The sequence below is a fragment of the Streptomyces sp. NRRL S-37 genome, assembly GCF_000721605.1.
GTDB lineage: Bacteria > Actinomycetota > Actinomycetes > Streptomycetales > Streptomycetaceae > Streptomyces.
The window spans coordinates 28,783-51,333 of the sequence record NZ_JOIZ01000013.1; the positions used below are offsets into that span (position 1 = coordinate 28,783).

Below are 22,551 nucleotides of genomic sequence, written 5' to 3' on the forward strand. Positions count from 1 at the left end.
TCAGTCCCGCTGTTCGTCAAGGTTGCCGTTGAGTGCCGCCTGCACGAGGTCGTCGACCTCCATGGCGTCGATGGACGCGTCGGACACGTCCTCGGCGCCGGTGTCCCGCGCCGGTGTCCCGGCCGCCGGTGCCTGGGCCCGTCCGGCGAGCTTCAGGAGCGGTTCCAGGACGCCGATCTCCCGCAGCCGGTCGAGGGGCACCGAGGCGAGGACGGCGCGCAGCGCGGTCTCGTCGGTGGTCTCGCCGGTGGTCCCGCCGCCCGGGGTGCCGGCGGGCAGCAGCCGGCCGAGGACGTGCTCGGCGAGGGCGGCGGGGGTGGGGTGGTCGAAGACGAGGGTGGCGGACAGGGTGAGTCCGGTGGCGGCGCCCAGCTGGTTGCGCAGCTCGACGGCGCCGAGTGAGTCGAAGCCGAGGTCGCGGAAGGCCCGGTCGGGGCCCACCAGGTCGGTTCCGGTGTGGCCGAGGACGTCGGCGGCGCGTTCCCGCACCAGGGTGAGCACCGCGCCCAGGCGCCGGTTGCCGGGCAGCCGGGCCAGCCGGTCGCGCAGGGCGGGCGCGTCCCGTCCGGCGTCGTCCCCGGCGGTGGTCGCGGCGGCGGTGAGGGCGGCGTGGGCGGGCATCTCCGTCAGCAGGGCGCTGGGCCGCACCGTGGTGAAGGCCCGTACGAACCGTTCGGGGTCGACGTCGGCGACGACCGCGACCGGGTCGCCCCCGGTGACGGCCTGGCGCAGTGCCAGGACCGCGAGGTCCGGGTCGAGCGGCCGGATGCCGGTGCGCCGGGCGAGGGCGGCGGCGCGGTCGTCGCCGGCCATGCCGTCGCCGCCCCAGGCGCCGTAGGCGACGGAGGTGGCGGGCAGGCCGTCGGCGCGGCGGCGTTCGGCGAGGGCGTCGAGGACCGCGTTGGCCGCCGCGTAGTTGCCCTGGCCGGGGTTGCCGACCGCGGCGGACGCGGAGGAGAACAGGGCGAAGACGTCCAGGTCGTGGCCGCGGGTCAGCTCGTCCAGGAGGAGCGCGCCGGTGACCTTGGCGTGGAAGACCGTCTCGAACCGTTCGGGGGTGAGACCGTCGAGCACGCCGTCGTCGAGGACGCCCGCGGTGTGCACGACGCCGGTGAGGGGCGCGTGGGCGGGGATGTCCGCGAGGACGGCGGCCAGGGCGTCCCGGTCGGCGGTGTCGCAGGCGGTGAGGGTGGCCTCGGCGCCGAGTTCGGCGAGCTCGGCGCGGAGCTTGCCGGCGCCGGGCGCGTCGGGGCCGCGGCGGCTGAGGAGCAGCAGGTGGCGAGCCCCGGCGCCGGCGAGGCGGCGGGCGACGTGGGCGCCGAGGGCGCCGGTGCCGCCGGTGATCAGGACGGTTCCGGTGGGCTGCCAGTCACGGGGGGTGCCGGGCCGTACGGCGGCGAGCCGGCGGCCGAAGACGGCGGCGGGCCGGATCGCGAGCTGGTCCTCGCCCTCGGGGTCGGCGAGGACCGCCGCGAGCCGCCGCGCGGACCGCTCGTCGAGGGTGCCGGGCAGGTCGACGGTGCCGCCCCAGCGGTGCGGGTACTCCAGGGCCGCGACCCGGCCGAGGCCGTGCACGGCGGCCTGGAGCGGCGCGGGCACGCTCTCGCCGGGCGAGACGGCGACGGCGCCGCGGGTGAGGCACCACAGCGGTGCGTCGACGCGGGCGTCGCCGAGCGCCTGGAGCAGCGCGGTGGTGAGGGTGGCGCCGAGCGGGGTGCCGGGCGCTCCCGGGTCGCCGCCCTCGGCGAGGGCGAGCAGCGACACCACGCCGGTGAACGGGTCTTCGCCGTCCTGGAGTTCGCGCAGCCGGGCGGCAAGGCCGGCCCGGTCGGCGCCGGTGGCCTCCAGGCGGACGGTCGCGGGGCCGAGGAGGCGCAGCACCTCGGCGGTCCACGGGTCGTCGGTGCCCTGGGCGGGCAGCACGGCCAGCCAGGTGCCGGCCGGGGCGCCGGTGGCGGCCCGGTTCAGGGGGCGCCAGGCGATGCGCTGGCGCCAGCCGTCCACGGTGGCCTGGTCGCCGCGCTTGCGGCGCCAGTCCCGCAGCGCGGGCAGCACCCGGGACAGGGACTCCCCGTCGACGCCCAGGTCGCCGGCGAGGGCGTCGAAGTCCTCGCCCTGGACGGCCGCCCAGAACGCGGCGTCACCGTCCCCGGCGCCGGCCGCGGTGTCCGCGGTGGCGGGGACCGCGTCGGGCCAGAAGCGGCGGCGCCGGAAGGCGTACGTCGGCAGGTCGACGCGGCGGGCACCGGTGCCGTCGAGCAGCGCGGCCCAGTCGAGGGGCTGGCCGGCGGCGTGCAGCCGGGCCACCGCGGCGATCAGGGACCGCTCCTCGTCGCGTCCGGTGCGCAGCGCCGGTACGGCGGCCGGGGCCGGGCGGTTGTCGTCGGCGAGGGCGTCGAAGGTGTCCTGCGCCAGGGAGCAGAGCACGCCGTCGGGCCCGAGCTCCAGGTAGCGGGTGGCGCCGCGGGCGGCGAGGGTGCGTACCCCGTCGCCGAACCGGACGGCGTGGCGGACGTGTTCGACCCAGTACCCGGGGTCGCACACCCGCTCCGGTGCGGCCGTCTCCCCGGTGAGGTTCGACACCAGGGGCAGCGTGGGCGCGGTGTACGACACGCTCCGGGTGACCCTTGCGAAGTCCTCGAGCATGGCGTCCATGTGCAGGGAGTGAAACGCATGGCTCACCCGCAAACGCCTAGTCTTCCGGCCGAGTGCGGTGAACTCCTCGGCGAGGGCGGTGACCGCGTCCTCGTCGCCGGAGACCACGACCGCGTCGGGGCCGTTGACGGCGGCCAGTGACGTCCGGTCGCCGAGCCGTGCGGCGACCTCCTCCTCGCTCGCCCGTACGGCGATCATGGCGCCGCCGGCCGGGAGGGCCTGCATCAGGCGGGCGCGGGCGGCGACGACCGTGCAGGCGTCCTCCAGGGTGAACACCCCGGCGACGTGGGCGGCGGCGATCTCGCCGACGGAGTGCCCGGCCAGCAGGTCGGGGCGCACGCCCCAGGACTCGACCAGCCGGTACAGGGCGACGCCGAGGGCGAACAGCGCGGGCTGGGTGTAGCCGGTGGTGTCCAGCAGGGCGGCCTCGGGGGTGCCCTCCGGCGCGAACATCACCTCGCGCAGCGGCCGGTCGAGCTCCGGGTCGAGGTGGGCGGCGACGGCGTCCAGGGCCTCGGCGAACACCGGGTACCGGTCGTACAGTGCACGGCCGGCGCCGGGCCGCTGGGAGCCCTGGCCGGGGAAGAGGAACGCGGTCCGGCCGCCGGGCACGGCCCGGCCGCGCAGGACGTCCGGGACGGTCCGGTCCGCGGCGAGCGCGGTGAGCGCGTCGAGGAGTTCGGCCCGGTCGGCGGCGACGAGCACGGCGCGGTGCTCGAACGCCGAGCGGGTGGTGCCGAGGGACAGCGCCAGGTCGGCGACCGAGGCGGCCGGGTCCGCGCCGTCGGTGAGCCGGGCGAGCAGGCGGTCCGCCTGCTCGGCGAGGGCGTCCCGGGTGACGGCGGACAGGGCCACCGGCAGCGGTCCCGCGGCCGCCGGGCCCTCCCCGGCGGGCGGGGCCGCCGGCGCGGTGGTGGCGGTGGGCTGCTCCAGGACGACGTGGGCGTTGGTGCCGCTGGCGCCGAAGGAGGAGACGCCCGCGCGGCGCGGACGCCCGGTCTCGGGCCAGGCGGTCGTCTCGGTCAGCAGCCGTACGGCGGCCGGGTCCCAGGCGACGTGCGAGGACGGCGTGCCGACGTGCAGGGTCTTCGGCAGGGTGCCGTGCCGCATCGCCAGGACCATCTTGATGACGCCGGCGACACCGGAGGCCGCCTGGGTGTGGCCGAGGTTGGACTTCACCGAGCCGAGCAGCAGCGGCCGTCCGGCGGGCCGGCCCTGGCCGTAGGTGGCGTGCAGGGCCTGCGCCTCGATCGGGTCACCGAGCGCGGTGCCGGTGCCGTGCGCCTCGACGGCGTCGACGTCGCGGGCGGTGAGGCCCGCGGCGGCCAGCGCCTTGCGGATGACGCGCTGCTGGGAGGGGCCGTTAGGGGCGGTCAGGCCGTTGGAGGCGCCGTCCTGGTTGATCGCCGAGCCGCGCAGCACGGCGAGGACCTCGTGGTTGTTGCGGCGGGCGTCGGAGAGCCGCTCGACGACGAGGACGCCCACGCCCTCGGCCCACGCGGTGCCGTCGGCGTCGTCGGAGAAGGCCTTGCAGCGGCCGTCCGGGGACAGCGCGCCCATCTCGCCGAACTCGACGAAGCCGACCGGCGTCGACATCACGGTGACACCGCCCGCGAGGGCGAGGGAGCACTCGCCGTTGCGCAGGGCCTGCGCCGCGAGGTGCAGCGCGACCAGCGACGACGAGCAGGCCGTGTCGACGCTGACCGAGGGCCCTTCCAGGCCGAGGGTGTAGGACAGCCGGCCGGAGAGCAGGCTCGCCGACTGGGCGGTCTCGACGTGGCCGGCCTGGCCGACGGCGGGACGGTAGTCGCCGCTGCCGCCGCCGACGAACACGCCGGTGTCACCGCCGCGCAGCCCGGCCGGGTCGATGCCGGCCCGCTCCAGGGCCTCCCAGGCGGCCTCCAGCACGATCCGCTGCTGCGGGTCGATGACCAGGGCCTCGCGCGGGGAGATGCCGAAGAAGTCGGGGTCGAAGTCGGCGACGTCGTACAGGAATCCGCCGTGGCGGGTGACGCTGCGGCCCCGGCCGTCCCGGTCCCCGTTCAGGAGCCGGTCCAGGTCCCAGCCGCGGTCGGTGGGGAAGGCGCCGATGGCGTCGGTGCCGGCGACGGCCAGCTCCCACAGGTCCTCGGGCGAACGCACTCCGCCCGGGTAGCGGCAGCTCATGCCGACGATGACGATCGGGTCGTCGGCCGTCGCGGCGTCCGTCCCGGGCACGGCCGGGGCGGCCGGGCCGGTGTCCTCGCCGAGGAGCCCGGTCAGCAGGTGCGTGGCGAGCGCGGTGGGCGTCGGGTAGTCGAAGACCAGGGTGGCGGGCAGGGTGAGGCCGGTCGCGGTCGCGAGCTGGTTGCGCAGGTCGACGGCGGTCAGCGAGTCGAATCCGAGGTCCTTGAAGGCCTGTTCGGCGGGTACGGCGTCGGCGCCCGCGTGGCCGAGCACCGAGGCGACCTCGGTGCGGACCAGGTCCAGGGCGTACGGGAGCCGGTCCCGCTCGTCGAGCTGCCGCAGCCGGGTGCGGAGCGTGCCGGCGGTGCCGGCGTCCGCGCGGTCGCCGCCGCCGGCCGCGTCCAGGGCGCGCCTCGCCTCGGGCAGTTCGGTGAACAGGCGGCCGGGCCGGGTGCGGGTGAAGGCGGGTGCGAAGCGGTCCCACAGCACGTCGGCGACGGTCACCGAGGCCGGTGCCGACGGGTCGGCGACGGCGTCGCCGACGACCGCGCCGAGCACGGTCAGGGCCCGGTCCGGGTCCATCGCGGGCAGGCCGTTGGCGCGCAGGTGGGCGGCGAGCCCGTCCGGTCCGGCGCCGGTCCAGGCGCCCCAGGAGACGGCGACCGCGGTACGGCCCTCCGCCCGGCGTTCCTGGGTGACGGCGTCCAGGTAGGCGCCCGCGGCGGCGCCGGCTCCCTGACCGCTGACGCCCCAGATGCCGGAGATGGAGCCGAACACGACGAAGGCGTCCAGGTCCCGGTCCCCGGTGGCCGTGTCCAGCGCGTCGAGGTCCCGGCGCACGGCGGCGAGGAGGGCGTCGGCGTCCTCGGCGGGGGTCCCGTCGTCGCCGGTGTGGATCACGGCGGTGAGCGGACGGCCGCCGGGCAGGGCGTCCACCGCGTCGGCGAGGACGGAGGGGTCCGCCGGGTCGTACACGACCGCCGTGAACTCCGTCTCCGAATCGGCGAGTTCGGCACGCAGCGCGTCGAGCGCGCGGGCGTCGGCCTCACCGCGGACGGCCAGCAGTACGCCGGTGGCGCCGTTCCCGGCCAGCCAGCGGGCGACGTGACCGGCGAAGCCCTCGGGGCCGCCGGTGACCAGCACGGTGCCGGTGGGCCGCCAGGGGGCGTCCGGGCGCTGTGCCGCCGCCCGGACCAGCCGCCGGCCGTAGGCGCCGGAGGCGCGCAGCGCGACCTGGTCCTCGGCGTCCGGACCGGTCGCGGTCAGGACGGCCCGCAGGCGCTCGGCGGTGCGGGCGTCGGCCACGTGGTCGACGTCGACGAGACCGCCCCAGCGGTCGGGCCGCTCCAGGGCGGTGACCCGGCCCATGCCCCAGACCGCCGCCTGCGCGGGGTCCGCCCCGGCGTCGGAACGGCCGACGGAGACGGCGCCCCGGGTGACGGCCCACAGGCGGCCGGTGATCCCGGCGCCGTCCAGGGCGTCCAGCAGGGCGTCGGGCCAGGCGGCACCGGACGGCAGGGCACGGTCACTGCTGGCCGCAGCGAACAGGGACACCGCACCGGCGTACTCGGTACCGCTCTCGGCGGCCTCCGCCAGCCGCGCGGCGAGCGCGGTGTCGTCCGGGGCGCAGACCACGCGCACCGCGTCCGCGCCGAGGGCGCCGGCGAGGGCCTCGGCCCACGGGTCGCCGTCGAGCACGGTGGGGATCAGGACGAGCCAGGGACCGTCGGCGGCCGGGGAGGTGACGGCGCCGGCCGTCAGCGGACGCCAGGTCACCCGGTACCGCCAGCCGTCCACCAGGGACCGCTCGTTGAGCCCGCGGCGCCACGAGGAGAGCGCGGGCAGCACGTCCGACAGGACGGTGTCGTCCAGGTCGAGCGCGGCGGACAGCGCCTGGAGGTCCTCCCGCTCCACGGCGGCCCAGAAGGCGGCGTCCGCCGGGTCCTGCCCGGCTCCCGCGCCGGGCGCGGCGGCCGGTTCGGGCCAGTAGCGCTCGCGCTGGAAGGCGTAGGTGGGCAGCTCGGTACGACGGGCGCCGGTCCCGCGGAACCAGGCGTCCCAGTCGATGTCGACGCCGGTGACGTGGAGCCGGGCCAGCGCGGTGAGCAGCGCGGTCTCCTCGGGGCGGTCCCCCCGCAGCACCGGCACGGACACCGTGTCGGCGGCTCCGTCCAGCACCCGCGCGGCCATCCCGGTCAGGACACCGTCCGGGCCCAGCTCCAGGAACGCGTTCACACCGGCACCGGACAACGCGCGCACACCGTCGGCGAACCGCACCGTGCCGCGGACGTGGCGCACCCAGTACTCCGCCGAGCACAGCAGCTCCGGGCCGGCGATCTCACCGGTCACGTTGGAGACGACGGGGAGGGCCGGCTCCGCGTAGGCGAGGCTCTCGGCGACCCGGCGGAACTCCGCCAGCATCGGATCCATCAACGGCGAGTGGAAGGCGTGACTCACCGGCAGGCGCCGCGTCCTGCGGCCCCGCGCGGCGAACTCCTCCGCCAGCGCGAGGACTTCAGCCTCCACACCCGCGACGACGACCGCGTCCGGACCGTTCACCGCCGCCAGGGCGATGCCGTCCGTCAGCCTCGGAGCGATCTCCTCCTCGGTGGCCTGGACGGCCACCATCGCACCACCGGACGGCAGTTCCTGCATCAGCCGGGCGCGCGCCGCGACCAGCGCGCACGCGTCCTCCAGGGAGAGGACACCCGCGACATGCGCGGCCGTGATCTCACCGACGGAATGCCCGGCCACGAACTCCGGCCGCACACCCCAGCTTTCGACCAGCCGGTACAGGGCCACCTCGACCGCGAACAGCGCGGGCTGCGTGAACCCGGTCGCATCGAGGAGTTCCGCCTCGGGCGTGCCCTCCTCCGCGAACAGCACCTCCCGCAACGGCCGTTCCAGCTCCGCGTCCAGCCGCGCCAGTACGGCGTCCAGCGCCTCCGCGAACACCGGGAACCGGGCGTACAGCTCACGCCCCGTCCCCGCCCGCTGCGACCCCTGACCCGAGAACAGCACCGCCAGCGACCGCTCGACGGCACGACCACGCGCCACCTCGACCGGTGCCCCGCCCTCGGCGCCCGCGAGCAGCACCGCCCGGTGCTCGAACGCGGTGCGGCCGACGGCCAGGGTGTACGCGGTGTCGAGGGCCGGGACGTCCGGGTGGGCGGCGGTGAACGACACCAGCCGCCCGGTCTGGTCCTCCAGGGCCTCGGTGGTGCGGGCGGACACGAGCCAGGGCACCTCGGTGGGCGCCACGGGAGCCGCGTCGCCGCGCGGCTCGACGTCCGCCGGGGCCTGCTCCAGCAGGACGTGGGCGTTGGTGCCGCTGACGCCGAAGGCGGAGACGCCGGCGCGGCGCGGCCGGCCGGTCTCCGGCCAGGCGCGGCGCTCGCGGAGCAGCGAGACGGTGCCGTCGGACCAGTCGACGTGGGTCGACGGGGTGTCGACGTGGAGGGTGCGGGGCAGTTCGCCGTGGCGCAGGGCGAGGACGGTCTTGATGACGCCGGCGACACCGGCGGCGGCCTGGGTGTGGCCCAGGTTGGACTTGACCGTGCCGAGCAGCAGCGGGTGCTGCGGGTCGCGCCCGTCGCCGTAGGCGGCGATGAGGGCGTGCGCCTCGATGGGGTCGCCGAGGGCGGTGCCGGTGCCGTGTGCCTCGACCACGTCGACGTCGGCCGGGGTGAGGCGGGCGTCGGCGAGGGCGGCGCGGATGACGCGCTGCTGGGCGCGGCCGTTGGGGGCGGTCAGGCCGTTGGAGGCGCCGTCCTGGTTGACGGCCGCGCCGCGGACCACCGCGAGCACCGGGTGCCCGTTGCGGCGGGCGTCGGACAGGCGCTCCAGGACCAGGACGCCGGCGCCCTCGGACCAGGCGGTGCCGTCGGCGGAGTCCGCGAAGGCCTTGCAGCGGCCGTCGCCGGCGAGGCCGCCCTGGGCGGTGAACTCGACGAAGGCGTCGGGGCTGGACATCACCGAGACGCCGCCGGCCAGGACCAGGGAGCACTCGCCGGAGCGCAGCGCCGTGGCGGCCATGTGCAGGGCGACGAGCGCCGAGGAGCAGGCGGTGTCGACGGTGACGGCCGGGCCCTCCAGGCCGAGGGTGTAGGACAGCCGGCCGGACATGACGCTGGCGGTGGTGCCGGTGGCGGCGTGGCCCCGCACGTCGGTGGTGCCGCGGCGCAGCATGGTGGCGTAGTCCTGGCCGTTGGTGCCGACGAAGACGCCGGTGGCGCTCCCGCGCAGGCCCGCCGGGTCGATGCCGGCGCGCTCCAGGGCCTCCCAGGAGGTCTCCAGGAGCAGGCGCTGCTGCGGGTCCATGGCGAGGGCCTCGCGCGGGGAGATCCCGAAGAAGGCGGCGTCGAACAGGCCGGCGCCGTCGAGGAATCCGCCCTCCAGGGTGGCGGAGCCGCCGCGGGCGAGGGTGTCGAGGTCCCAGCCGCGGTCGGCGGGGAAGCCGGTGATGGCGTCGCGGCCGTCGTACAGCAGGTCCCACAGGTCGTCGGGTGAGTCGACGCCGCCGGGGAAGCGGCAGCCCATGCCGACGATGACCACGGGGTCGTCGTCGGCCGCGCGTCCGGTGGTGTCCGTGGCGGCGCGGTCGTCGGCCGGGTCGGGCAGGGTGCCGAGCAGTTCGGTGAGGAGGTGGGCGGCCAGGTCGCGGGTGGTGGGGTGGTCGTAGACGAGGGTGGCGGGCAGTGTCAGGCCGGTGGTGGCGTTGAGGGTGTTGCGCAGTTCGACGGTGGTCAGCGAGTCGAAGCCGAGGTCGGTGAAGGGCTGGTCGGGTTCGACGGCGGCCGGGTCGGGGTGGCCGAGGACGCCGGCGACCCGGGCGCGTACGAAGTCCAGGACGTGGCGCTGCCGGGCGGGTCCGGTGAGCGCGGCGAGTTCCCGGCCGAGCGCCGGGGCCGCGGTGGTGGCCGCGGTGGTGGCGTCGACGGTGGTGGCGCGCAGTTCGGGCAGGTTGCGGACGAGGGGGCGGTGGGCGGCGAAGACCGTCGCGTACCGCTGCCAGTCGATGTCGGCGACGGTGAGCGCGGTGTCGCCGTGCTCGACGGCGGTGTCGAGGGCGGCGAGCGCGTCCTCGGCGGTCATCGGGGTGAATCCGCCGCGGCGGACGCGGTCCTCGACCCCGGTGCCGTCGCCGGCCATGCCGGTGCCGGCCCAGGGGCCCCAGGCGACGGAGGTGGCGGGCAGGCCGGCGGCGCGGCGCTGCTCGGCGAGGGCGTCCAGGTAGGCGTTGGCGGCGGCGTAGTTGCCCTGGCCGGCGGCGCCGAGGCTGCCGGCGGTGGAGGAGAACAGCACGAAGTCGGTGAGGCCGCTGTCGCGGGTCAGTTCGTGCAGGTGGGCGGCGGAGCGTGCCTTGGCCCGCAGGACGGTGTCGAACCGCTCGGGGGTGAGGGTGTCGAGGACGCCGTCGTCGAGCACGCCGGCGGTGTGGATCACCGCGGTGAGGGGGTGTTCGGCGGGTACGGCGGCGAGGACGGCGGCGAGGGCGTCGCGGTCGGCGGTGTCGCAGGCGGTGATCGTGACCTGGGCGCCCAGGTCCCTCAGCTCCGCCGCGAGTCCGGCGGCGCCGGGCGCGTCCGGGCCGCGGCGGCTGACCAGCAGCAGGTGCGGGGTGCCGCGTCCGGCGAGGCGGCGGGCGACGTGGGCGCCGAGGGCGCCGGTGCCACCGGTGATCAGGGCGGTGCCCTCGGGTGCGAAGCGTCGGGGGGCGGGGCCGTCGGGCGCGGGGTGGTGGGCCAGGCGGCGGGCGTAGGTGGCGGAGGCGCGGACGGCGAGGTCGGTCTCGTCGCCGGGTTCGGCCAGGAGGTGCGCCAGGCGGCGTACGGCCCGGGTGTCGAGGTGTTCGGGGAGGTCGACGGCGCCGAAGCGGCGCTCGGGGTGTTCCAGGGCGGCGACCCGCAGGAGGCCGCGTGCGGCGGCCTGTCCGGGGTGGGCGAGGCGGTCGGCGCGGCCGGTGGTGACGGCCCGGCGGGTGAGGATCCACAGCGGGGCGTGGATGCCCGCGTCGCCGAGGGCCTGCACGGCGGTGGCCGTGGGCAGCACCCCGTCGAGGCCGGCAGGGTCGTCGGCGCCGAGGGCGAGCAGGGACAGGACGCCGGCGAAGCCGCCGTCGGGTGCGGGCAGTTCCCGCAGGAGGGCGGTGAGGTCCGTGCGGTCCCGGCCGTCGGTGGTCACGCGTACGGCGTGCAGGCCGAGGGCGTCCGGCAGTCCGGCCGCGTCGGTGCCGGGGCCGGTGGCCGGGAGCAGGACGAGCCAGGTGCCGGCCGGGCGGGCGGTGGGGGCGCCGTCCAGCGGCTTCCACACGGCGCGGTGGCGGCGGGCGTCGGCGGCGGCCCGTTCGGTGCGGCGGCGCCGCCACGCGGACAGGGCGGGCACGAGGGCGGCGAGGGTGTCGTCGTCGAGGCCGAGGTCGGCGCCGAGGGCGGGCAGGTCGGCGCGTTCGACGGCGGACCAGAACGCGGCGTCCGCGCCGTCGGCCGGGCCGGCCGCGGTCGCCGGGGCGGGACCGTGGGCGGTGTCGGGCCAGTAGCGGCTGTGCTGGAAGGCGTAGGTGGGCAGGTCGACGCGGCGGGCGCCGGTGCCGTGCAGGACGCCGGACCAGTCGACGCGGGCGCCGTGGACGTGGAGGCGGGCCAGGGCGGCGGTGAGCGCGGTGACCTCGTCGCGGTCGCGGCGCAGCGCGGGCACCGTGGTCACCTCGGCGTGGTCCGGAGTGACGTCGGCGGCGTCGAGGGTGTCGCGGGCGGCGGCGGACAGGGTGCCGTCGGGGCCGATCTCCAGGAAGGTGGTGTGTCCCTGCCGGGCGAGGGCGCGCACGGCGTCGGCGAAGCGGACGGTGGCGCGGACCTGGTGCACCCAGTAGTCGGGGGTGCGCAGCGCGTCGGTGTCGGCGGGTTCGCCGGTGACGGTGGACACCAGCGGGACGGACGGCAGGTGGTAGGTAAGGCCGCGGGCGATGCGGGCGAAGTCGTCGAGCATGGCGTCCATGCGCGGCGAGTGGAAGGCGTGGCTGACGCGCAGGGCGCGGGTTCTGCGGCCGTCCGCGGCGAGCCGGGCGGCGATCCGGGTGACGGCGTCCTCCTCGCCGGACAGGACCACGGCGCGGGGGCCGTTGACGGCGGCGAGACAGACCTGGTCCTCCAGGCCGTCCAGCAGCGGCAGCACCTCGTCCTCGGCGGCCTGTACGGCGACCATGGCGCCGCCGGCCGGCAGGGCGGCCATGAGGCGGCCCCGGGCGGCGACGAGGGTGCAGGCGTCGTCCAGGGAGAGGACGCCGGCGACGTGGGCGGCGGCGAGTTCGCCGACGGAGTGGCCGGCGACGCCGTCGGGGACGGTGCCCCAGGACTCGACGAGCCGGTAGAGGGCCACTTCGAGGGCGAACAGGGCGGGCTGGGTGTAGGCGGTGTCGTGCAGGAGGTCGGCGTCCTCGGTGCCCTCCTCGGCGAACAGCACGTCCCGCAGGGAGCGTTCGAGTTCCCGGTCGAAGCGGGTGAGGACGGCGTCCAGTGCGTCCGCGAAGGCCGGGTACCGGTCGTACAGTCCGCGGCCCATGGCGGCGCGCTGGCTGCCCTGCCCGGTGAACAGGAAGGCGAGGCGGCCCCGGGAGGGGGCGCCGGTGACGAGGGCGCCGTCGGGCGTGCCGTCGCGCAGCGCGGTCAGGGCGCGCAGGACCCCGTCGCGGTCACCGGCGAGGACGGCGGCGCGGTGTTCCAGGGTGCCGCGGGTGGTGGCCAGGGAGTGGGCCACGTCGAGCAGCGGGACGTCGGGGTGGGCCCCGGTGTGGTCGAGGAGCCGGCCGGCCTGGGCGCGCAGGGCGGGGGCGGTGCGGGCGGACAGGACCAACGGCACGCCGGCCGGCAGGGTGCCGGGGTCCGCGGCGGGCGCGGCCTGCGGCCGCTCCGCGTCGGGAGTGTCGGGGGCCTGTTCGACGACGGTGTGGACGTTGGTGCCGCTGAGGCCGAAGGAGGAGACGGCGGCGCGGCGGGGCCGGCCGGTCTCGGGCCAGGGCACGGTGTCGGTGACCAGGTCGATGGCGCCGGAGTCCCAGTCGACATGGCGGGAGGGAGTGTCCACGTGCAGGGTGGGCGGCACGGTGCCGTGGCGCATCGCCATGACCACCTTCATGACGCCGGCGATGCCGGACGCCATCTGGGTGTGGCCGATGTTGGACTTCACCGAGCCGAGCAGCAGCGGCCGGTCGGCGGGCCGGCCCTGGCCGTAGGTGGCGAGGAGGGCCTGCGCCTCGATGGGGTCGCCGAGCGCGGTGCCGGTGCCATGGCCCTCGACCACGTCGACGTCGGCGGGGGTGAGGTTCGCGTTGGCGAGGGCCTGGCGGATCACCCGGGCCTGGGAGGGGCCGTTGGGGGCGGTGAGGCCGTTGGAGGCGCCGTCCTGGTTGACGGCGGAGCCGCGGATCACGGCGAGCACGGGGTGCCCGTTGCGGCGGGCGTCGGAGAGCCGTTCGACCAGGACGAGGCCGACGCCCTCGGCGAGGCTCATGCCGTCGGCGCCCTCGGCGTACGCCTTGCAGCGGCCGTCGGGGGCCATGGCGCGCTGGCGGCTGAAGCCGGTGAAGGCGCTGGGGGTGGCCATGACGCTGACGCCGCCGGCGAGGGCGAGGGTGCTCTCGCCGTTGCGCAGCGACTGGCAGGCCAGGTGCAGGGCGACGAGCGAGGAGGAGCAGGCGGTGTCCAGGGTGACGGCCGGGCCCTCCAGGCCGAGGGTGTAGGCGAGGCGGCCGGACATCACGCTGGAGATGGTGCCGGTGATGAGGTGGCCCTCGGCGCCCTCGGAGGCGGCGCCGCCCGCCGTGTAGTCCTGGTAGCTGGCGCCGATGAAGGTGCCGGTGAGGCTGCCCCGGAGGGTGGCGGGGTCGATGCCGGCGCGTTCCAGGACCTCCCAGCCGGTCTCCAGCAGGAGCCGCTGCTGCGGGTCCATGGCGAGGGCCTCACGCGGCGAGATGCCGAAGAAGGCGGCGTCGAAGTCGGCGACGTCGTGGAGGAAGCCGCCCTGGGTGGAGTAGGTGGTGCCGGGCTTGTCGGGGTCGGGGTCGTAGAGGGCGTCGGCGTCCCAGCCGCGGTCGGCGGGGAAGCCGGTGATGGCGTCGCCGCCGGCCGCGACGAGGTCCCACAGGGCCTCGGGGCTGGTGATGCCGCCGGGGTAGCGGCAGCTCATGGCGACGACGGCGATGGGCTCGTCGTCGACGGCGTCGGTGGTGCGCACCGGTCCGTGGTCCTCGGTGCCGGGGCCGCCGACGAGGCCGCGCAGGTGCGCGACGAGGGTGAGCGGGTCCGGGTAGTCGAAGACGAGGGTGCTCGGCAGGGTGAGGCCGGTGACGGCGGCGAGCCGGTTGCGCAGGTCGACGGCGGTGAGCGAGTCGAAGCCGACGTCGCGGAAGGCGCGGCGCTCGGACAGCACCTCCGGGGAGGCGTGGCCGAGGACGGTGGCGGCCTCGGAGCGCACCAGGTCCAGCAGGAGGCGGTCCTGTTCGGCGGCGGGCAGGGCGCGCAGCCGGGCGGTGAACTCGCCGCCGTCGGCGGCGCGGGCCTCGGACTCCTCGGTGAGGCGCCGTACGTCGGGGACGTCCTCGAACAGGCTGGTGGGGCGCGAGGAGGTGAACACCGGGTGGTAGCGGTCCCAGTCGACGTCGGCGACGGCGAGGACGCCCTCGTCGGCGTCGAGGGCCTGGCGCAGTCCGGCGAGGGCCAGTCCGGGGTTCATGAAGACCAGGCCGCTGCGGCGGATCTGGCCGGGGTCGACGCGGCCGAGCTTCATGTCGTCGGCCCAGATGCCCCACGAGATCGCGGTGGCGCGGGCGCCGCGGGCGCGGCGGTGCTCGGCGAGCGCGTTGAGGTGGGCGTTGGCGGCGACGTACGCGGCGTGCCGGCCGCTGCCCCACAGGCCGGCGGTGGAGGAGTACAGGACGAACGCGTCGAGCTGGTCGTCGTCGAGGAGTTCGTCGAGGTGGGCGGCGCCGGCGGTCTTGGCGTGCACGACCTTGGCGAAGGCGTCCAGGCCGGTCTCGTCGATCGACTGGAGTTCGATGACGGCGGCGGTGTGGAAGACGCTGCGGACGGTGCGGCCCTCGGCGGCGAGCCCGTCCAGGAGCGCGGCGACGGCGTCCCGGTCGGTGACGTCGCAGGCGGCGACGGTGGCGGTGCAGCCGCGTTCGGCGAGCTCGGCGACGAGTTCGGCCGCTCCGGGGGCGGCGTCGCCGCGGCGGCTGGTGAGGACCAGGTCGCGGGCGCCCTGCTCGGCGAGCCAGCGGGCCAGGTGGGGGCCGAGGGTGCCGGTGCCGCCGGTGACCAGGACGGTGCCGCGCGGGCTCCAGCCGGGGCCGCCGGACGGCGCGGGCGCCGGGGCGACGCGGCGGGCGAGGACGCCGGAGGCGCGGACGGCGAGCTGGTCCTCGCCGGTGGTGCCGGTGAGGACGGCGGCGAGCCGCTGGGCCGCGCGGTGGTCGAGGGTCTCGGGCAGGTCGACGGTGCCGCCCCAGCGCTGCGGGTGTTCCAGCGCGGCGGTCCAGCCGAGGCCGTGCACCATGGCCTGTACGGGCCGGGTGAGCCGGTCGGCGCGGCCGGTGGAGACGGCGCCGCGGGTCAGCGCCCACAGGGGCGCGTCGACTTCGGCGTCGCCGAGGGCCTGGACCAGGGTGACGGAGAGGGCGAGCCCGGCGGGCAGCACGGGGTGGAGGGTGCCGGTGTCCTCGGCGGCGGCCAGCAGCGAGACCACGCCGGTGGGTGCGGGCAGCTCGCGCAGGCGGGCGGCGAGGTGGGCGCGGTCGGTGTCGGCGGCGTCGAGGCGCAGCGGCACCGGGTCGGCGCCGTGCGCGGCGAGCGCCTCCCGTACGGCGGTGGTGTACTCGGGGTCGGTGCCGTCGGCGGTGACGAGCAGCCAGGTGCCGGTGAGGGCGGCGTCGGGCAGGGCGGCGAGCGGCTTCCAGGCGGCGCGGTAGCGCCACGAGCCGACGGTGAAGCGGTCGCGGCGCTGCCGCCGCCAGGTGGACAGGGCGGGCAGGACGGGGGCGAGGGCGTCGCGGTCCAGGTGCAGGCGGGTGGCGAGGGAGTCGACGTCCTCCTGCTCGACCTCGGTCCAGAACTCGGCGTCGGCGGGGTCGCCGCCGTCCGCGGCGCGCGGCGGCGCGGCCTGGACCCACAGGTGCTCGCGCTGGAAGGCGTAGGTGGGCAGGGGTGTCCTGCGGGCGCCGCAGCCGGCGTAGACGGCGGTCCAGTCGGCGCGGCCGCCGCGGACCCACTGTTCGGCGAGGGAGGCCAGGAAGCGTCCGGTGCCGCCCTGTTCGCGGCGCAGGGTGCCGGTGACGGCGATGTGGTCGCCGGTCTCCTCGGCGGTGGCCTGCACCGCCATGGTGAGCACGGGGTGCGGGCTGATCTCGACGAACACGCTGTGTCCGGAGCCGAGGAGGGCGCGTACGGCGTCCTCGAAGCGGACGGTCTGCCGCAGGTTGCGGTACCAGTAGGCGGCGTCCGTGGCGGCGGTGTCGAGGATCTCACCGGTGACGGTGGAGTGGAAGGGCACCCGTGCCCGGCGGGGCGTCACGGGGGCGAGGAGTGCGAGGAGTTCGTCGTGGACACGCTCGACCTGCGGGGAGTGGGAGGCGTAGTCCACGGCGACGCGGCGGGCGCGTACGTCCCGGGCGGTGAACTCGGCGTGCAGGGCGTCGAGCGCGTCGGGGGTGCCGGCGAGGACCACGGAGCGGGGTCCGTTGACGGCGGCGACGGAGACGGCGCCGTCGTGGGCGGCCAGGTACTCCTCCACCTCGGCGGCGGGCAGCTGTACGGACATCATGCCGCCGGCGCCGGCCAGGACGCGGCCGATGGCCTGGCTGCGCAGGGCGACGACGCGGGCGCCGTCCTCCAGGGACAGGGCGCCGGAGACGACGGCGGCGGCGATCTCGCCCTGGGAGTGGCCGACGACGGCGTCCGGGGTGACGCCGTGGGCGCGCCACAGCTCGGCCAGGGACACCATGACGGCCCAGGTGGCGGGCTGGACGACGTCGACGCGGTCGAAGTCGGGCGCGCCGTCGGCGCCGCGGATGACGTCGGTCAGGGACCAGTCGGTGAACGGGGCGAGCGCGGCGGCGCACTCGTGCAGCCGCTCGGCGAACACGGGTGAGGTGTCGAGGAGTTCGGCGCCCATGCCGGCCCACTGGGAGCCCTGGCCGGGGAAGACGAACACGGTGCGGCCGTCGGTGTCGGCGGTGCCGCCGACGACCTGGGCGGTGGACGCGCCGTCGGCGAACGCGGTGAGCGCGTCGGTGAGTTCGCCGGTGGTGGTGCCGAGGGCGACGGCACGGTGCTCCAGTACGGAGCGGGCGGTGATCAGGGTGTGGCCGACGTCGGTGGGGTGCGGGCCGCCGGCGGTGACGTGCGCGGCGAGGTTGCGGGCCTGGTCGCGCAGCGCGGCGGGGGCGGCGGCGGACAGGATCCAGGGCAGGGTGCCGCCGGCCGGGAGGGCGGGCTCGGTGGCCCCGTCGGGTTCCGGTGCGGCGGGCGCCTGCTCCAGGACGGCGTGGGCGTTGGTGCCGCTGATGCCGAAGGAGGAGACGGCGCAGCGCAGCGGGGCGTCGTCCTTGTGCCAGTCGGTGGTCTCGGTGACGAGGCGGACGGTGCCGCTCGACCAGTCGACGTGGGTGGACGGCCGGTCGGCGTGCAGGGTGCGCGGCAGGGTGCCGTGGCGCATCGCCATGACCATCTTGATGACGCCGGCGACGCCGGCGGCCGACTGGGTGTGGCCGATGTTGGACTTCACCGAGCCAAGCAGCAGGGGGCGCTCGGGGTCGCGGTCCCGTCCGTAGGTGGCGTGCAGGGCCTGTGCCTCGATGGGGTCGCCGAGCGCGGTGCCGGTGCCGTGCGCCTCGACCACGTCGATGTCGTCGGGGGTGAGTCCGGCGGCGTTCAGGGCCTGACGGATGACGCGGACCTGGGAGGGGCCGTTGGGTGCGGTGAGGCCGTTGGAGGCGCCGTCCTGGTTGACGGCGGAGCCGCGCACCACGGCGAGGATCTCGTGGCCGTTGCGGCGGGCGTCGGAGAGGCGTTCCAGGACGAGGACGCCGACGCCCTCGGCGAGGGTCATGCCGTCGGCGTCGTCGGAGAAGGCCTTGCAGCGTCCGTCGCGGGCCAGGGCGCGCTGCCGGCTGAACGCGATGAACGACATCGGGTTGGTCATGACGGTGGCGCCGCCCGCGAGGGCGAGGCTGCTCTCGCCGTTGCGCAGCGACTGGCAGGCCAGGTGCAGGGCGACCAGGGAGGAGGAGCAGGCGGTGTCGACGGTGACCGCCGGGCCCTCCAGGCCGAAGGTGTAGGCGAGCCGGCCGGACAGGACGCTGGGGCTGGAGCCGGTGACGGCGTGCCCGGCGGAGCCGTCGTCCATGGCGACGCCGTAGTCCTGGTAGGTGGAGCCGATGAAGGTGCCGGTGGGCGTGGAGTGCACCGCGGCGGGGTCGATCCCGGCGTGCTCGAACGCCTCCCAGGTGGTCTCCAGGAGCAGCCGCTGCTGCGGGTCCATGGTGACGGCCTCGCGGGGCGAGATGCCGAAGAAGCCGGGGTCGAACTCGCCCGCGTCGTGCAGGAATCCGCCGAGGGTGGAGTAGGTGGTGCCGGGGTTGTCGGGGTCGGGGTCGTAGAGGGCGTCGGCGTCCCAGCCGCGGTTGACGGGGAAGTCGGAGATGGTGTCGGTGCCGTCGGCGACGAGCCGCCAGAACGCGTCGGCGGAGCGGGCGCCGCCGGGGAAGCGGCAGCTCATGCCGATGATGGCGATGGGCTCGTCGGTGGCGGCCTGGCCGGCGGTGGCGAGGGGTGCGCTGTCGCCGGTGCCGAGGAGTTCGTCCCGGAGGTGGCGGGCGAGGGCGGCCGGGCTGGGGTGGTCGAAGACCAGGGTGGTGGGCAGGGCGAGGCCGGTGAGCGCGGCGAGGCGCTTGCGCAGTTCCACGGCGGTCAGCGAGTCGAAGCCCGCGTCGCGGAAGGCCCGCCTGGCGGGGACGCCGTCGGCGGAGGGGTGGCCGAGGACGACGGCGGCCTCGGAGCGCACCAGGTCCACGAGCAGCCGCTGCTGCTCGTCACCGGTCAGTCCGCGCAGCCGTCCGGCCAGTTCGGAGGCGGCGGCGGTGGTGGTGTCCGCGGGGGCGGCCAGGGCGCGGACGGTGTCGATCTCGTCGAAGAGGCGGCTGGCGCGTACGGCGGTGAAGACGGGGTGGTACTGCTCCCAGTCGACGTCGGCGACGGTGACGGCGGTGTCCCGCTGGACGAGGGCGCGGCGCAGTTCGGTGACGGCGGTGGCGGGGGCCAGCAGGCGCAGTCCGCTGCGTTCGAGGGTGTCGGAGACGGAGTGGTGGGCGTGGGCCATGCCGGTCTCGGCCCACGGGCCCCAGGCGACGGCGGTGGCGGTCAGGCCGCGGGCGCGCCGGTGCTCGGCGAGGGCGTCGAGGTAGGCGTTGGCGGCGGCGTAGGCGCTCTGCCCGGCGCTGCCCCACACTCCGGCGACGGACGAGTACAGCAGGAAGAAGTCCAGGTCGTGGCCGTCGAGCAGGGCGTCGAGGTGGGCGGCGCCGAGGGTCTTGGCGGCCATCGTGGCGGCGGTGTCGGCCAGCGGGGTGGCGGACAGCGGGGCGGCCTGACCGACGCCCGCGGCGTGCACCACGCCGGTGAGCGGGGCGTCCTCGGGGATCGCGGCGAGGACGGCGGCGAGGGCGTCGCGGTCGGCGCTGTCGCAGGCGACGAGGGTGACGCGGGCGCCCGACTCCTGAAGTTCGGCGGCGAGTTCGGCGGCGCCCGGCGCGTCGGGGCCGCGCCGGCCGGTGAGGATCAGGTGGCCGGCGCCGGCGCGGGCCAGCAGGCGGGCGGTCTCGGCGCCGAGTCCGCCGGTGCCGCCGGTGATCAGGACGGTGCCGGAGGCGGTGAGGGCGTCCTCGCGGGGCAGGTCGGCGCCGGGGTGGCGGACCACGCGGCGGACGAGGACGCCGGAGGCGCGGACGGCGACCTGGTCGTCGCCGTCGCGGGCGGCGAGCACGCCGGCCAGGCGCTGCGCGGCGGGCGCGTCGAGGACGGCCGGCAGGTCGACGAGGCCGCCGGGCTGTTCGGGGCGTTCCAGGGCGGTGACCCGGCCCAGGCCCCAGTGGGCGGCGCGGGCGGGGTGGGTGAGCGGGTCGCCGGCGCCGGTGGAGACGGCGCCGCGGGTGACGGTCCACAGCGGGGCGGTGGTGCCGGTGTCGCCGCAGGCCTGGGCGAGGACGACGCCGAGGGCGAAACCGGGCGGGAGGCCGCCGGTGGCGGTGTCCCCGGGTGCCCCGTCGGTGGGGTGGGGGCCGTCGGCGAGCGGCAGCAGGTTCAGGATGCCGGCGGCTTCGCCGGCCCCGGCGGCGCGCAGGGCGTCGGCGAGGTGCTCGCGGTCGAGGTGGGTGGCGTCGAGTTCGAGGCGCCGGAACAGGGCGCCGTGGCCGCGCAGCGCGTCGAGGACCTCGCCGGCCTCGTCACCGGCGGTGGTGACGGCGGTGGTGACGGCCAGCCAGGTGCCGTCCAGGACGGGGGCGCCGGTGGTGGCGGGACGCCAGGCGACCTGGTAGCGGGCGGCGTCCAGGACGGACTTCTCCTGCCGGGCGCGGCGCCAGGACGACAGCGAGGGCAGCAGCGCGTACAGGGAGGCGTGTTCCTCGTCGCGCAGGCCGAGGAGTCCGGCGAGCCCGTCGGCGTCGCCGCGTTCGACGGCGGTCCACAGGGCGGCGTCGGCCGGGTCGGACACGGCGCGGCGGGCGCCGGGGGCGGTGGTGTCGGGCCAGTACGTCTCGTGCTGGAAGGCGTAGGTGGGCAGTTCGACGGTGGTGGCGCCGGTGTGCAGGGCGGACCAGTCCACACGGATCCCGCGCACGTGCAGACGGGCGAGGGCGGTGAGGGCGCTGACGTCCTCGGGGCGGTCGGCGCGCAGCAGCGGGACGGCGTCGGTGCCGGCGTCGTCACCGAGGGTGTCCTCGGTGAGGGAGGCCAGGGAGCCGCCGGGGCCGAGCTCGAGGAAGGTGGCGGCGCCCGCCTCGTGGGCGGCGCGCACGGCGTCGGCGAAGCGGACGGTGCCGCGGACGTGGCGCACCCAGTAGTCGGCGGTGCGCAGGTCGTCGCCGGTGGCGGGGCGGCCGGTGAGGTCGGAGACGACCGGCACGGCCGGCTCGTGGTAGGCCAGGCCCTCGGCGACCTGCCGGTAGGCGTCGAGCATCGCGTCCATGCGCGGCGAGTGGAAGGCGTGGCTGACCCGCAGCCGGCGGGTGGTGCGGCCCTGGCCGGCGAAGTGGGCGGCGACGCGCTCGGCGGCGTCCTCGTCCCCGGAGACGACCACGGAGCCGGGGCTGTTGACGGCGGCCAGGCAGACCTGGTCCTCCAGGCCGTCCAGCAGCGGCAGCACCTCGTCCTCGGTGGCCTGTACGGCGTACATGGCGCCGCCCTCGGGCAGTGCCTGCATCAGCCGGGCGCGCGCGGCGACCAGGGCGCAGGCGTCGTCCAGGGAGAGGACGCCCGCGACGTGGGCGGCGGTGATGCCGCCGATGGAGTGCCCGAGGAGCACGCCGGGGCGCACGCCCCAGGAGCGGACCAGGTGGTACAGGGCGGTTCCGAGGGCGAACAGGGCGGGCTGGGTCCAGCCGGTCTCGTACAGCGCGGCGGCCTCGGAGGTGCCGTCCTCGGCGAAGAGGACGTCCTTGAGGGAGCGCGGCGCGGTCTCCGTCTCCGGGCCGGTGAGCAGCGGGTCGAGTTTCGCCACGACCTCGTCGAGCGCCTCGGCGAACTCCGGGTACTGGCCGTACAGTTCGCGGCCGGTGCCGGGGCGCTGGCTGCCCTGCCCGGTGAAGAGCAGGGCGGTGCGGCCGGCGCCGCCGGTCTCGCCGAGGACCAGCGCCGGGTCGGGCCGGTCGGCGGCGAGGGCGGCCAGGGCCCGCCGTACGTCGTCGGGGGTGCCGACGGCGACGGCGCGCTGTTCGAACGCGGGCCGGGTGGTGGCCAGGGAGAGGGTCACGTCGGCGGGTGCGAGGGCGGGGCGCTCGTCCAGGTGAGCGAGGAGGCGGGCGGCCTGGGCGCGCAGCGCGGGCCGGGTGCGGCCGGACAGGACCCAGGGCAGGACGGCGGGCGCGCCGGCGTCCGCGGCGGCGGGGCGGGGCGCGGGGCGCGGCGCGGGCTGTTCCAGGACGACGTGGGCGTTGGTGCCGCTGATGCCGAAGGAGGAGACGGCGGCGCGGCGGGGGCGGCCCGTCTCGGGCCAGGCGGTGTGCTCCTGAAGGAGGGAAACCGCGCCGGACTCCCAGTCGACGTGGCGGGAGGGCCGGTCGGCGTGCAGGGTGCGCGGCAGTTCGCCGTGGCGCATCGCCATGACCATCTTGATGACGCCGGCGACGCCGGCGGCGGCCTGGGTGTGGCCCAGGTTGGACTTCACCGAGCCGAGCAGCAGGGGGCGTTCGGGGTCGCGGTCCTGGCCGTAGGTGGCGAGGAGGGCCTGCGCCTCGATCGGGTCGCCCAGGGTCGTGCCCGTGCCGTGCGCCTCGACGGCGTCCACGTCGGCGGGGGTGAGCCCGGCGGCGCCGAGGGCCTGGCGGATGACGCGCTGCTGGGAGGGGCCGTTGGGGGCGGTCAGGCCGTTGGAGGCGCCGTCCTGGTTGACGGCCGAACCGCGGACCACGGCGAGGACCTCGTGGCCGTTGCGGCGGGCGTCGGAGAGCCGTTCCAGGACGAG

Annotated in this window: 1 protein-coding gene (only partly in view); it reads right to left on the bottom strand. The window is 77.0% G+C overall.

The window, feature by feature from the left end; translation table 11 throughout:
• Positions 1-22,551: the 3' portion of a type I polyketide synthase gene (locus IH50_RS0119320; RefSeq protein ID WP_030863445.1), read on the bottom strand. Its footprint extends 6,054 nt past the window's final position; only the last 22,551 of its 28,605 coding nucleotides appear in the window; its start codon lies off the right edge, out of view — the gene reads right to left on this strand; its stop codon occupies positions 1-3.